Origin of the sequence: Vibrio sp. 1F169 (genome assembly GCF_041439605.1) — a bacterium.
GTDB classification, from domain to species: Bacteria; Pseudomonadota; Gammaproteobacteria; order Enterobacterales; family Vibrionaceae; genus Vibrio; species Vibrio tasmaniensis_A.
Map to the genome: position 1 here is coordinate 1 of NZ_JBGOOI010000096.1, position 12,387 is coordinate 12,387.

Annotated in this window: 16 protein-coding genes and 1 pseudogene; 11 read left to right on the top strand and 6 right to left on the bottom strand. The window is 41.9% G+C overall.

Annotation, left to right across the window (positions count from 1 at the left end):
* Positions 1 to 18 precede the first annotated feature (18 nt).
* The 4 genes from ACED53_RS21320 to radC form a co-directional block, all read right to left on the bottom strand.
* Complete coding sequence (locus ACED53_RS21320) at positions 19 to 312, bottom strand: hypothetical protein (RefSeq protein WP_242441537.1); 294 nt, start codon at positions 310 to 312, stop codon at positions 19 to 21.
* 82 nt (positions 313 to 394) lie between these two features.
* Positions 395 to 841, bottom strand: a complete 447-nt coding sequence (locus tag ACED53_RS21325; protein ID WP_017100147.1) for a DUF2787 domain-containing protein — start codon at positions 839 to 841, stop codon at positions 395 to 397.
* A gap of 94 nt (positions 842 to 935) precedes the next feature.
* Complete coding sequence (locus ACED53_RS21330; RefSeq protein ID WP_017100148.1) at positions 936 to 1,367, bottom strand: DUF2787 family protein; 432 nt, start codon at positions 1,365 to 1,367, stop codon at positions 936 to 938.
* Positions 1,364 to 1,828: a DNA repair protein RadC gene (gene radC / locus ACED53_RS21335; protein ID WP_017100149.1), complete on the bottom strand. Its 465-nt coding sequence runs from the start codon at positions 1,826 to 1,828 to the stop codon at positions 1,364 to 1,366. The genes ACED53_RS21330 and radC overlap by 4 nt, the downstream gene beginning before the upstream one ends.
* Before the next feature lie 162 nt (positions 1,829 to 1,990).
* On the opposite strand from radC, the gene ACED53_RS21340 reads away from it, so the two are divergent.
* The 5 genes from ACED53_RS21340 to ACED53_RS21360 all read left to right on the top strand — a co-directional run bounded on the left by ACED53_RS21340 (position 1,991) and on the right by ACED53_RS21360 (position 4,617).
* Entirely contained in the window at positions 1,991 to 2,257 is a 267-nt protein-coding gene (locus ACED53_RS21340; RefSeq protein WP_017100150.1) for an AlpA family transcriptional regulator, read from the top strand.
* A gap of 240 nt (positions 2,258 to 2,497) precedes the next feature.
* Positions 2,498 to 2,932, top strand: a complete 435-nt coding sequence (locus ACED53_RS21345; protein WP_017100151.1) for an inovirus-type Gp2 protein — start codon at positions 2,498 to 2,500, stop codon at positions 2,930 to 2,932.
* A 128-nt stretch (positions 2,933 to 3,060) separates the two neighbouring features.
* Positions 3,061 to 3,228 carry an AlpA family transcriptional regulator gene (locus ACED53_RS21350; protein ID WP_017081606.1) on the top strand — a complete coding sequence of 56 codons (168 nt, stop codon included), beginning with the start codon at positions 3,061 to 3,063 and terminating at the stop codon, positions 3,226 to 3,228.
* 583 nt (positions 3,229 to 3,811) lie between these two features.
* Positions 3,812 to 4,303, top strand: a complete 492-nt coding sequence (locus ACED53_RS21355; RefSeq protein WP_017099651.1) for a hypothetical protein — start codon at positions 3,812 to 3,814, stop codon at positions 4,301 to 4,303.
* 23 nt (positions 4,304 to 4,326) lie between these two features.
* Positions 4,327 to 4,617: a hypothetical protein gene (locus ACED53_RS21360; protein WP_133151482.1), complete on the top strand. Its 291-nt coding sequence runs from the start codon at positions 4,327 to 4,329 to the stop codon at positions 4,615 to 4,617.
* Positions 4,618 to 4,809: 192 nt separating this feature from the next.
* On the opposite strand, the pseudogene ACED53_RS21365 reads toward ACED53_RS21360, so the two are convergent.
* Positions 4,810 to 5,512: pseudogene (locus ACED53_RS21365) on the bottom strand (IS110 family transposase); the annotation flags it as partial.
* A gap of 525 nt (positions 5,513 to 6,037) precedes the next feature.
* Between ACED53_RS21365 and ACED53_RS21370 the strand changes: the two are divergent.
* The 4 genes from ACED53_RS21370 (at position 6,038) to ACED53_RS21385 (ending at position 9,921) form a co-directional block, all read left to right on the top strand.
* Positions 6,038 to 7,693 (top strand): SgrR family transcriptional regulator, encoded by a 1,656-nt coding sequence (locus tag ACED53_RS21370; protein ID WP_017099649.1) that lies wholly within the window; start codon positions 6,038 to 6,040, stop codon positions 7,691 to 7,693.
* A gap of 68 nt (positions 7,694 to 7,761) precedes the next feature.
* Positions 7,762 to 8,388, top strand: coding sequence for a LysE family translocator (locus ACED53_RS21375; RefSeq protein ID WP_017099648.1), 627 nt, complete (start codon positions 7,762 to 7,764; stop codon positions 8,386 to 8,388).
* Between the two features lie 88 nt (positions 8,389 to 8,476).
* Positions 8,477 to 9,142, top strand: a complete 666-nt coding sequence (locus tag ACED53_RS21380; protein ID WP_017099647.1) for a glutathione S-transferase N-terminal domain-containing protein — start codon at positions 8,477 to 8,479, stop codon at positions 9,140 to 9,142.
* A 167-nt stretch (positions 9,143 to 9,309) separates the two neighbouring features.
* Positions 9,310 to 9,921 (top strand): hypothetical protein, encoded by a 612-nt coding sequence (locus ACED53_RS21385; protein ID WP_017099646.1) that lies wholly within the window; start codon positions 9,310 to 9,312, stop codon positions 9,919 to 9,921.
* Between the two features lie 59 nt (positions 9,922 to 9,980).
* On the opposite strand, the gene ACED53_RS21390 is transcribed toward ACED53_RS21385, so the two are convergent.
* Positions 9,981 to 10,352, bottom strand: a complete 372-nt coding sequence (locus ACED53_RS21390) for a hypothetical protein (RefSeq protein ID WP_017099645.1) — start codon at positions 10,350 to 10,352, stop codon at positions 9,981 to 9,983.
* Between the two features lie 132 nt (positions 10,353 to 10,484).
* Between ACED53_RS21390 and ACED53_RS21395 the strand changes: the two genes are divergently transcribed.
* On the top strand, positions 10,485 to 10,967 hold the full coding sequence (locus tag ACED53_RS21395; protein ID WP_017099644.1) for a tetratricopeptide repeat protein: 483 nt from the start codon (positions 10,485 to 10,487) through the stop codon (positions 10,965 to 10,967).
* A 175-nt stretch (positions 10,968 to 11,142) separates the two neighbouring features.
* Positions 11,143 to 11,922, top strand: a complete 780-nt coding sequence (locus ACED53_RS21400; protein ID WP_017098419.1) for a DUF3658 domain-containing protein — start codon at positions 11,143 to 11,145, stop codon at positions 11,920 to 11,922.
* Positions 11,923 to 12,387 lie beyond the last annotated feature (465 nt).

Consider the following 12,387-nt stretch of genomic DNA (forward strand, 5'->3'; position numbering starts at 1 on the left):
TGAAAAGCGAAATGTCGCTTAGCTAAGTGTCCAGTCTGACTGGAGCAGATCACTAGCGCTTAAGGTTGGTTGGCTGTACATTCCGCGACTGTAACCGAAAGGTTTACTTCGAGTGTCTTTGTCGACATCAAAATAATCGACAATGACATCAAGATTACGCTGTACGCTTCTGATGCCTCGGTACATTCCTGCATCGGCTAACTCAGCCTGAAGCTGCTTAGCCGTCACCTTTCGACCTTGTGGTATGCGTCGATACAACTCAAACACCAATGATAATTGCTCTGTGGTACTGGCTTTATCCCTTGTTGTCATTGTTAGGTCACTGCTGGTGGCTGATTGATAGAATGGCAATCATCCTAGCGATGGGTACGTCACTATCTGGCCGATAGCGTCTTTAGCTCATCGATATTTTAATCTCGTCATAGGCTCCCATTTGTAAGTAAGCGAGAAAGTTACCTTCCCAGAGAGAGTAGAACTCCACAATGGCTTTGTTGTGACAGCTTTGCCATCCCATAGGGGCAATGAGCGCTTGTCCGTTAGCGACATCAAAATCGACATTACGCTCAAGTTCTGGGTAGATGTTGCCTTGGTAAGCGAAGTCAGTGAGATATTGGATTTGATACTGACTCTCATCTTCTTTCAGTAACATGATTTCGACAGGATGATACCCTCCCGCTTCAGCACTGTAAGTGGTATCTCGAAAGTTAATGGTGAGGCTTTCACCGTCCTTCTTGGTTGGGTTCTGTTTCCAGAATGTCTCCATCTTGCTTTTCAACAAACTCTTAAGCTTCTGAGAGACTGGTGAGTATGGCGCTGTGATTGTTAATGTTTGAGATTTCATAGGTTTTCCTTTCAATCGTTTTGGTCAGGTCAATGATATGTACCTGAGTTTGATTTGAATCGAATGTGGTGGGGGATGCTTGAAGTGACAACGACTAGAATTGACTGACGACCGTTAACGTCTGTGTATCGAACTGTGATGCCTTTAGGTGATTGGTGAACGCCTTAAGCCAGCTAATGAAGAGCGACTGCACCTCAGGCCGATTGAGCTCACATCGTTGGATGTCAGGTTGGTAGAACCATTGATGCTTGAAGTTGAAATACAAAGCCACATCAACACTCTCAGCTTCTGGTGTCGGGTAATCAAAAGAAGCGATGAATCGCACTTCCCAAGGCTCATTAGTGTTAGCTCGTTCAAGCTGTACCTCAATCGGTTGTATCCCGCTTCGGTTGCGATAGAAGCTTGCGACCTTGAGATTAAGCGCCACTCGTTTTGTTTCGGTGGGGATGTCATATTGCTCAATCAATAGCTCGACAAGCTGGTGGAACAAGTCGAGTTTGAAATTACGTTTGATACTACGATTCATAGCCAACCTCTCTCAGCAAAAGACACACAATCACTGCCCACCACAATGTGGTCGAGTACTCGCACATCAACCAGTGCTAAAGCATCCTTTAAACGCTCTGTAATACGCCTATCAGCTTGTGATGGGTTGGAATCACCCGATGGATGGTTATGAGCAAAAATCACTGCTGAGGCGTTTCTCTCAAGTACCAGCTTCACCACTTCTCGTGGATACACTGAAGCGCTGTCCACCGTGCCAAAGAACAACTCATTGAATTCAATCAATTGATGTTGGTTGTTGAGTAACATCACCCCAAAGACTTCCCTCTCATATTCTCCTAGCTTGCAGCGTAGAAAGGCTTTCGTGTCATTCGGACGTGTAAAGGCATCCCCGCTGACCAATCGACTCTCTAAGATCTCGACGGCTTTCTCTAATATCTGGTGCTCCGTAACGGGAGTGCTGAAGGTATATAGCGTTTCCATATCTTCTCCTTGTATCAATAAACGCAGTACTCAAGGAGATGATATATACGTGAAAAATTCTTCAATCGAATTCAAATTCACTATGAGACCGACTGAGACTTGTTGAGATAAAAAATACAGACCTGCGTCTTTGTTTGAGTGATACCAACAAAGGCAATAACCATGAACCTAAACCATTCAAACACTGAACACCCGAATCGCTTGATAAGACTTAAAGAAGTGATTCATATCAGCGGTCTTTCCAGAGCGTCTATCTACAGCTTTATGGAGGAAGGTACTTTTCCTCAATCCGTGTCCCTAGGCGCAAGAGCTATTGGTTGGCGATATCAAGATATCCAAAATTGGATACTGGAAAAGATTCAAGAGCGAGATGAGAAGCTAACCAAGCAGGCTGAGTTGAAAGCAAAGCAGGAGAAACGTTATGGTTGATAATACGATTGAGAATGAATGTTTCCGTGAGTACCAAATCGATACGGTGGATGGGGGCTTTCGCTGGCACTGATAGAAAAACTCTATTTTGCTTATCGAAGCGTCTTAAGTCGTTTTGGTCACAGTTATGTATTTCGGTTTCGGCTAGGTATACCCAGAAAGCACAACGATCAAGCCAAGGCGTTATTCAATCAGTGGTTTTATCGATTCTGCCATTACAGACAGAACGACAAGATTAGCGTGATATGGAAAAAGGAAATATCTGACACTGGCGCAATCAGCTACCGCTTCACGATGTTTTTAGATGCAGCTCCCTATCAACCGATGGCCAATGAATACCAAATCAGAAAAAAACTGACGAAAGACATTACGCGAACGTGGGCAACGACCACACAGACGAGCAAATACGACATCAGTGACCTTTGCTCCTTCCTAACTCAACCTATGCTTGAACTCAATAAAGACCATGAGGATTTTGACCACCAACACCGTTGCTTGTTCTACGTACTAAGCAGGCAAGCCAATGTCAGTACGAATCATGATATTGACGTTCAAAGCACGATTGGTTCATTTGTCAGTAAATCAAAAAAGAAAGGAAGGCAGCCGAGAGTACCGAGAGAAAGAAGGTCGAGACAAAGACAAGCATCACCAGCTAGTCCACCAGCACAAACATGATTGATGTTACTGAAAGGAGCGGAAGCCAATTACGGGACGGCCTACAAGTCTGTCAACCGATATCAGGTTAGGGAAATTTTTACACTTCAACTCTATCTCATGAGTGATAACCATAGAGGAAGAATTTCATGAGATTAGTTCGTTTAAAAGAAGTCATAGAAAGAGTGCAGTTAAGTAAGTCGACCATCTACAAAATGATGGCTAACGGGGAGTTTCCACACAATGTATCGCTTGGAGAGCGAGCCTCGGCATGGGTTGAGCATGAATTGGATGAGTGGATTGAGAATCGAGCATAGCAATGACTTAGGCCAGTAGCGAAAGCTGCTGGCTTTATGCCCTTTTAGAGAAGGGGTTTGAGTCGGAGGCGTCTTGTTTCATTGGGCTAGAATAAAGTTATCTAAGTTGCTTCGGGATAAGAGCCCTTTAGTGCGACTACTCAAAAAAGTTTCTGCCCCAAAAATTGGTTTCGCCAAAAAGTCTACATTCAAATGCGAGTGGATTTTGACCAAATAGAACTAATCTGACACCCAAAGCTCACAAAGAACAAAAAAATGGGGGGCAGAGTGCAGTTCTTAGCTCAAATGAATTTGCTAATTTTTGCCCAGTCAATCGCTTTGAAAGCGTCACAAACTTACAAGGCGTTATGGAAGTAATATCGCCTTGATCAAGTGTCTAAAAACTTCGCTAAGAGCGTTTGAGGGCTGTTTCTGATAGCAAACTCGCGCATTTACCATAATAGGAATAATGACTACAGGACAGGACAGAACAGACTTTTGATGCAGATAGTGACATTTTTGGTCTGAGACCAAGATTAGCGTCAAATTTGATCTTGGCTTTTTGGTTTGAGATAATTGGATTTCAAAATTAAGGCATATCTCCATGAAAATATTAATTTTTTTGTTATTTGTAACTCTATCATCATTAGCTCATGCGGATTGGAAAGTTAATAACTGGGAAGGCTCTGGTAATGTAAAAAATGCTGAGTCTTACTCTCTATATAAAAATATCAAAGTTGTTATGGAGTGTAATGCTGGTTCTGCGAAAGCTACTCAGTTAACGATTGAGCCATATTTAGCTTATGAACCAGGTAGGTATGAAACCAAAGTTACGTCTTATCATGTAAATGATTTTTTTGGTAATAAACTGGCGAAACCAAAATTTTCATATTTTGATGTGGTATCAGGAAGTGAGAGGTATCGTCATATATACGTTTTTACCAACTCTGATCTCAACAAGTTAAATGGTGAAGATGCTATGGGGTTTGAGGTGAAAACTTATATTGGTAAATCATCTGATTATCTAAATGTATGGTATTCATTAGATGGTTTTAAGCGTGCATATCAAACATTGAATTGTGATGGTTCTCATTGATAATAAACTTTATATGAGGGTATATGAGCGAATATGAAAGATTAGAAAATGAAAAAAGAAATGGCTGGAGTAAATACAACAACTCAAATCACTCATCTGAAGAAAGATATGAAGGGGCAATGATTGTTATTAGTTGCCACTTTCAACGTTCTGTTAACGCCAATCCAGAAAGGCACATAAGATTTAATGAATATGTGAGCAGTTGGTTGTCGGCTAATCAGAGTCACTTTCAAGAAGTAAGATCAAAGCTATTGAGAGAGTACCCACCATTAAGTCATTCACATTTAGAGTGTGGAACGTCATATTTTACATAACGGCACTTAATACGCACCTAAACCAATACTTTTGCTAGTGCGATGCTACTCATCGCACTAGCTCTTCACAAGTAGATTTGACATACCCCTAGTTATTGATGGTTTTCTAATTTAGCAAAAGTACTGGCAAGGTTTTGTCCAAAAACAAGTTAACTCGTTGTCTGTGGCGCATTCAAACGCAGACTTTCTCGCCTAGAAATTGTAATCCATATAACTTAAATTTTGCTCCGTTTGGGTGTGTAATAGCGACCAGATAGTTCGAGCATTCTTTGCTGCAAGAGCGACAATAACTCGGTTCATTCCTCGTCGTTCCAACACACCTCGACACCACTGACTGAGCCTGTCTTGTTTATCAACTAGATTAGCAATGACCGTTCTAGCACTATAGCCGAGTAAGGTGTGTAGATACTAGTCTTCGTGTCTGGTAACCCTGCCCAATCTGGGTTTGCCGCCGGTTGAATACTGCGTCGAAACTAACCCTAGCCAAGCGGAAAAATCTCTGTTTTTCACAAACTGAGAGCCGTTGCCAATAGAGGCCAGAATAGCCGTTGCCGTTTGTGGGCTAATTCCTCTGAGCTTCATGATCTGTAGAACATTATCACTGACCTTTGAAAAGGCATCGAAGACTTGCTCGGTATCCGCAATACGTTAGTTAAGTTGTTCAAGGTGATAGTACGCGTCAGCAATAACAGTTCGATCTAAGTGTGGAAGTTCGTTTTCAGCATCTTCCAGCGTGAGGGGAACTGGTTTCATTAAAGAAAATCGTCCGCCCGTAATAATGAGACCGAATTTAGACAGTAACGCTCGAATACTGTTCATTAGAGTAGTACGTTCACGTACCCAATACTTACGCACGATGAACAGAGTCAGGAGATTTGGTAGGAACAAAGCGGGTTACGTAACCTTTGAGCCCCATGTTGGCAAGCCTACCTACGTTTACTTTGATGAAGATGTAGCGTCGATTGCTAATATTGCATGTGACTGGGATTAACTTGCCTCGACATGCTTGTTGAATTATTTTGTTTGGTGGCAGTTAGCAAAAATAGAGCTGTACTTCATTAATTAAAAGGTGAACTGTTTATAGTAAAGAGAGCGTTATTATTTCGGGTTTGTTCGCTGATAATGAACACATGAGCCATTATTAGTGAGTAAAACAATGAATCCATTAGACTACACATTCTATACTTTAAACGCCAAACACTACTTACTGGAACCAGAACAAACGATGACGGTAATACAAAGCCAAAGCCAAAGCCGTCCGATCTTGCCTGGGATAGTTTTCTTGGTGGGATTCCTAGTCGGTCAGATTACCCACCTTTATTAATCACGTCCCGTGGCATTATAAGAGGACAACTTTAAGTTAAGTCGCCATATTTCAGAGGGATCCGTTGTATCTAATGAACATGATTTTGAGGTTGACATGGTAGCTTCTCAGTTGTTATCTACGAGTCATCTGCAGCGTTTAAAGCAACTCGAGAAACATTTTTCTCGCAATGAAACTTATGATGTTGATATTGTCTCCCTTGCTGAAATTCTGGCCTGCTCAGAGAGGTACGTGAGTAAGCTAATGGCTTCTTTTGAAAGCTTTGGGCTTATCCATTGGGCTTCGGGTCAGGGGCGAGGTCATCGTTCGAAACTGACACTACTAAAAAGTTTTGAGACTTCACTGCTGACTCAGTTAGAGCGGATGGCTCGGTCTGGCAGAATGAATCAGGCATTTCGATTAGCCACTCTACTTGGCGAAGTACGCCTATTTCAAGATCACTTACCACTCTGGTTAGGGGATGCGCAACAGGAACTGAAAAAGCAGAATACTTTAATGTATTTAGTTCCTTACGTGCTGCCTGAATGGCACCCTCATTTGGCGCAGTCCGCTCGTTCTATTTTATTGATCGAAAGCGTCTTCGATACCTTAGTTCGATATAACCCTATTCAGAACGAAATTGTACCTCATATCGCTCACCAATTTCATTACAGTGACAAGCAAATCCGTCTCCGCATCCGCAATGATATAATGATGCACAATGGAGAAGTGCTGACACCGGAACTTGTCAAAAAAAATATAGAAATGCGCCTTAGGACGCCGCATCCATATCAAATTCTATTTCGTCATGTAGAGGGTATTGACATAGATAAGCAGTGGGTCATTTTCTCTATGCGTCAATTTGACCCCGTTTTCCTGCATTTGTTAGCCGACTCACACAGTGCAATTTTTGATTATCAGGCTTCAAAACCTATCGGGTGTGGAGCATATCGGGTCGAAAGTCTGGAAAAACAATATTGGAGTTTGGTTCGCAACAACCACTATTTTGGCTTTGGTGGCCATATTGAACGAGTAGAGTTTTGGTGTAGCGATGCCCAACCTCAAACGCCTATGCACGTGGCAGAACTGCTCTATTGCGAATCTCAACCCGCTCAGCCACAAAAAGTCGATCGCAGTGGGTGTACTGTTTTGCAGTTTCATCATCATGCAAACGCCTTGTCCGCTCAAGAAAGAGCTTGGCTTGTTCATCATAGTCGACGCTTTACACTTGATTGCCAGAAAAGAGCAGCGAACAGCGTGATGGATTGCCATCAAGATAAGGGATTTCACTTGTTCAATCACGACATGAAACTGCCAGCTCGTCCGGTGATAATTGAAGTGATAGACAGTCATATGAGGGAGTTGCAACCTTTGCTTGATGCGTTGTCTCAAAAAGGGGTTATTTGGAAGGTATGTCTTCAAGGACAGTCTCAAGATGTGGCTGTTGATGTCTCCTACGACTGTTACGTATTTGGCGACGACCTGACGTTCCAGTATTACGAATGGCTACTTTGCGGCAATGTGTTTAGCCTATGTTTGTCTGAACGTGGAAAACAAAGCCTATTAACCTTTATTGATATGCTCATGCAGGAAAGTAACGACAGTGAGGAGCTTCTGCACAAGCTGTATCGAGCGGAGGATTGGCTTATCCAGAACTATTATTATTGTCCTCTGTGGCGCAATCATTTTACCGTCACTCGCGCAGACAATTTGTATGGTACCGAAACCAACAATATGGGTGTCATGTCGCTGGTCAATATGTGGTTGGAGTAATCGCTGGTATGGTAGTGTATCTGTAGCGATATGATTTGCAGTGTTTAACGGATAATTAAGGAAAAAAAATGGACTTTCACCTTTGGCTCGGCTTTGTCGCGGCATCGCTCATTCTTACCGCGACACCAGGGCCTAGCATATTTTTAGGTATTGCACATGCTCTCAGTTATGGGCACAAACGCGTGCTATATACCGCCCTTGGGGACATCTCAGCTAACTTTATTCAAATGGTGTTAGTCGCCTTGGGTTTAGGTGTCATCCTTGCCAATTCGGTAGTGGCATTTACTGTCATCAAAGTTTTTGGTGTGATCACGTTGGTTTACATGGGACTAAAAATGCTCCTCGCTAAACCAGCACAAGTTGAGCACTTAAACCTCAACAACTCAGATTTACAGGCCTCAAACAAAAAGTTGTTTTACTCTGGCTTTTTAGTCGCGGCTGGCAATCCCAAAGCCATCCTATTCTTTTCGGCTTTTTTTCCGCAATTCATCAACCCCGACTTACCCGTATTCCCTCAACTATTAGTGATGTGCCCAACCATGGCGTTGCTTGATTTCAGTTTAGTGATGTTTTATGCGTTTTCGGCCAGACGGATTGTTGATGCGAGCCGACTATCTCTTACCGCTGTGACAAGAGGAAGTGGTGCTTTACTGCTGGGAGCCGCAGGTATTCTAGCAGTTAAAGAACCCACTTAATCTCGACTGAGAACCGCGACCAAGATTGAACATACTGTGCCCAGCACAACCATTACACCTATTTAGCAACTCTCGGAGTAAGACACCTATGATCACTTTTTACGAACTGTGTGGGGGCGATGGCTTAAAATTCAGTCCTTATTGTTGGCGAACGAAAATGTGCTTGATACACAAAAATATAGCGTTTGATACCACTGAGCTTTCTTTTGTCGACATTCAGGCTCAGTTTAAGGCGCAGTTTTCTACACTCCCCGCCATCAAAGATGGTGAAACGGTGCTCTCTGATTCGTTTAACATCGCTGATTATCTTGAGGCCCACTACCCTGAATCACCTTCATTATTTGGCGGTGAAAAAGGGCGTTTAATGGCACTTTTTTTCCATGAGTGGGCAGCATCATTACATTCGGACATCGCCAAAATTGCCATCTTCGACATTTACTGCAAGCTTAAAGATCGCGATAAAGATTACTTTCGTTCCTCTAGAGAGAAACACTTTCAGGACAGCTTAGAAAATGTACAAAGCAACAGCCAAGAGTTAGCAAAGGCCGACTTACTTAAAAAAATGAGAGTACTGGAATCTTATTTAGCTAAGACACGATACTTATCGGGCGATGCGCCCATGTATTCAGACTATATCGTCTATGGGACGTTGAAGTGGCTGCTGTCTACGAGTAACGCTTTCACAGGGGAAATGCTGACTAGCCATGTTTTGAATTGGTATGACAGCCTAGATAGGATTGGCACTGGAATTTAAACATGCTTTAAGACAACGATGGAAATGTGAACGCAACGCATAGTTTGCGTTTAAATTTATCGGATGTTACATATTGATTTGTTATAGTTTATTTCCGTATGTTGCTGTCAATATGCAATGTACAGAATAAACTTTCATGTCAAAAAAGTGCCACAGGATATCGTATTATGATAACTAAAGTTGTTCCTCTGATGTTGTTAGTTTCGTGTTCAAGCTTTGCATCAAGTGAGATTGTTGATAATTTTTCTCACATAGGATTTGGTTATAAAGGAGCTAGTTTTAAGTCGGGAGCGTTAAAACCTTACCTTAACGATAAGTATGACAATACAGAGAATAAGACGATGGGAGGGGTATACTTAGATGCCAGTGCTCAAGTTTTTGACTACGTATTCGTTGAAGGAAAAGCAGACTTTCTCACTCGATTTAGTTCGGAGGTAGATAGTTGGCAAGCTGGCGGAGGACTCATTGGGCGTTTGGGAGGGGCAATGGCCAGCTCTTTATCCTGTGGAGCAGTAAACTATCGTGCTGATAGTGATTACAGTTCACCATATTCCGAGCGTGGAACATACTGTCAAGCGATGGTTAGAAAACAAATAGCTAATCATTGGTTGATGGGAGTTTCCTATCAGCATGATTTCTTAGATCTAGCAAGAGATGAGTTTAAGTGGAATAACGTCTTTCAATTCGGCTCAGTGTTTGGCTTAGTTGCAAATTTAGAATATGCAGAGCGTGATGAGGCGGAAGTGAGCTATGAGCTTGGGTTGCAGTTCTCATTTTAACCGGCGAGGGTATATATTTTTAGAAGGTTCATTTTATTATCAATATATTATTTTGTTTTTCATAAGAGGCTAGACTTAGCCACCACTTGAAAGTCATCTCTGTATAAAATGGTGCCGACGTCTGAATAATGTAATGTCGCCACCTTTGAATCATATTCTTCTAATATATATTTTAGCTCATACATGAGTGATATATGTTTGACGCTTGAGTCTAAAAACCAAGAGATAGCATTGTCTGGCCATGACTTTGAGTGGAACGGTGGACATGGTAGTGATTCATTAAGTTGAGTGAAGATTTCTTTAATATGCACCTGATGGTACTCGTAAAGGATCAATCCGTCGACAAGCATCATTTGTGCTTGGGTAATGATACCATGAGTATGCTGGAGTCGCTTTTCCTCCTCCATACTGGCAATAAATCTTATAAACATTGGATTCCTTTATTACTATTTATTCATCTAGTTTAAGATTTTATCATTGATAATTTATCGTTGGACGATTTGAGAGTTAGCACAGAGTGTAAATAAATTTCATTCTATTAGTCAATTATAGAGGAGATGCACATGAAAACCATTATCCACGAAGCCATCAATCTTAGAGAGGCCGGAAATTATCATGCGTCTCGGCTTTTGCTGCGTACGCTATTGGATGACAGTCAATATGCAGCCAAAGCAAATTTATACATGGCTTGGTCTTATGATAATGAAGGCAAAGAGAAGCAAGCGCTTATACATTATCATCTTGCATTGGAAGGGGATCTTTCCATAACTGAACGTTTTGATGCTCTGTTTGGGTTGGCGAGTACTTATCGCAGTTTGGGTAAATACACTGAAGCGTTAGAGTATTTTGAGCGAACCATTGCTGAATACCCTGATTCACTGGAAGTACAGCCGTTCTATGCCATGTGTTTGTACAACTTAGAACGACACAAAGAAGCAACGGCGTTACTAATTAAGTTATTGTTATCAACCACTGAGAGTAAGAAAATCAAAAGTTACCAGCGAGCCATTCTGCTTTATGCAAAAGACCTTGATAAAACGTGGTAAATGTTGCGTTCCTACGTATATTTGTTCGTCTAACCGGGGAATAGAAACAATAGAGTAAACCAACTTATGAACTCTAAGGTTATGGAGCTCGATAAGTGATTAGCAGTTGGTAGCAGACAAGGATCGATGATGAGAATAGAGAGACGATGTGCTGATATGATAAGTGAGTTTAGTCATGACCCTTCGTAAGGTGACTCACTTTGTTACAGGAGGCGCAGCTGCTGGCATTTTGAATTATCTTCTTGCGCCAGATGAAAAGAAGCGGGTAGTAGAGCTGAGTGACCCGTTGACTTACGGTCCGTTAAATAATTATGGTACGCAGCAGGGAGATGCTCTACGTAGTAATTGGTTTAGGGGGGTATGTGATCTTATTAATGATCCAGACTTATGGCCATGGTTAGCCGGCCATATAGGACTGCCCATATTGCAGAGCTATCAGAACCTCGAATGCGATGGCGATTATGTTGTTTGGGTTGGCCAGTCAGTGGATGAGCAATTAATGTTGCGAGCGCTGTGCTCTGTGCTACCGGAACAACGTTTATTTTTAGCCGATGTAACGACAGGTAAGTTGAGCAAAGACACCATGCCAATCGTTGGTGCCTGTTCAGCCGAAGAACTTACTACCGTCATTCCAGTACCTCTTGATATCTTTCAGCAGGTTAAATTAGCCAAAGAATGGGATAGTCTTCTTGTGAGTAGGGATATGGTTCGAACTTGGAACGGTTCCGCAATTGTATCCCATGATGAGACGTTTTTTGATGCTGCTCTTCTTGCTGCGATTGGCCCACGAGTTTGTGTTGCAGCAGTAGTCATTGGTCGTGTGCTTGGTGATTATGTAGGGCAAGTTGGTGATACTTTTCTCTGTTACAGATTGCGTGTGTTGATCTTGAGAAAAATAGTGCGCTCGGTAGGTGAAGGACCTTTCTTTAGGCGTCAGTTGAGTCGAGCGTTATGATATGGGAAGTTCAAACATTTAGTGAAAATATAGGGTGAGAAAAATACAACGGAAACGTAACTGAGAGTAAAAGCTCACACTTTGCCTATCGAACACTCATTCCTAGTGTGCGTGCTATAACTAAGTAAAAATTTAAATTCTCATTCTCATCACCGTAGCCTCGGATATTAACGAAGGGAATGTTTTTATTTTCGAGCTATGGAAACAGCCGCGAGTATAAACCATTACAGCATAGTTCTGATTGCGTACCAAAAATTACCAATTGCAGTGTTCATACAGGGATTCGACACATTCTATTGATCTGAATTGAGCTTCATCAATATCAGCTTGGCTTAAGTCATCAAATATTATTCCTTTCATATTTTGAATATCTTTTCCGTTGTATTGACTGATGTTTAACCACATAAACGCGGCTTTGTTGCGTAATTCAATGGAACTAAATCAAGAACCTACGATCTGATCAGC

What these genes read in the sequence shown, in the direction of transcription:
- ACED53_RS21395 (WP_017099644.1), top strand. Translation starts at nt 10,485, where the DNA reads ATGAAAACCATTATCCACGAAGCCATCAATCTTAGAGAGGCCGGAAAT.
- ACED53_RS21320 (WP_242441537.1), bottom strand. Translation starts at nt 312, where the DNA reads ATGACAACAAGGGATAAAGCCAGTACCACAGAGCAATTATCATTGGTG.
- ACED53_RS21370 (WP_017099649.1), top strand. Translation starts at nt 6,038, where the DNA reads ATGGTAGCTTCTCAGTTGTTATCTACGAGTCATCTGCAGCGTTTAAAG.
- ACED53_RS21385 (WP_017099646.1), top strand. Translation starts at nt 9,310, where the DNA reads ATGATAACTAAAGTTGTTCCTCTGATGTTGTTAGTTTCGTGTTCAAGC.
- ACED53_RS21360 (WP_133151482.1), top strand. Translation starts at nt 4,327, where the DNA reads ATGAGCGAATATGAAAGATTAGAAAATGAAAAAAGAAATGGCTGGAGT.
- ACED53_RS21325 (WP_017100147.1), bottom strand. Translation starts at nt 841, where the DNA reads ATGAAATCTCAAACATTAACAATCACAGCGCCATACTCACCAGTCTCT.
- ACED53_RS21380 (WP_017099647.1), top strand. Translation starts at nt 8,477, where the DNA reads ATGATCACTTTTTACGAACTGTGTGGGGGCGATGGCTTAAAATTCAGT.
- ACED53_RS21340 (WP_017100150.1), top strand. Translation starts at nt 1,991, where the DNA reads ATGAACCTAAACCATTCAAACACTGAACACCCGAATCGCTTGATAAGA.
- ACED53_RS21350 (WP_017081606.1), top strand. Translation starts at nt 3,061, where the DNA reads ATGAGATTAGTTCGTTTAAAAGAAGTCATAGAAAGAGTGCAGTTAAGT.
- ACED53_RS21355 (WP_017099651.1), top strand. Translation starts at nt 3,812, where the DNA reads ATGAAAATATTAATTTTTTTGTTATTTGTAACTCTATCATCATTAGCT.
- ACED53_RS21330 (WP_017100148.1), bottom strand. Translation starts at nt 1,367, where the DNA reads ATGAATCGTAGTATCAAACGTAATTTCAAACTCGACTTGTTCCACCAG.
- ACED53_RS21400 (WP_017098419.1), top strand. Translation starts at nt 11,143, where the DNA reads ATGACCCTTCGTAAGGTGACTCACTTTGTTACAGGAGGCGCAGCTGCT.
- radC (WP_017100149.1), bottom strand. Translation starts at nt 1,828, where the DNA reads ATGGAAACGCTATATACCTTCAGCACTCCCGTTACGGAGCACCAGATA.
- ACED53_RS21390 (WP_017099645.1), bottom strand. Translation starts at nt 10,352, where the DNA reads ATGTTTATAAGATTTATTGCCAGTATGGAGGAGGAAAAGCGACTCCAG.
- ACED53_RS21375 (WP_017099648.1), top strand. Translation starts at nt 7,762, where the DNA reads ATGGACTTTCACCTTTGGCTCGGCTTTGTCGCGGCATCGCTCATTCTT.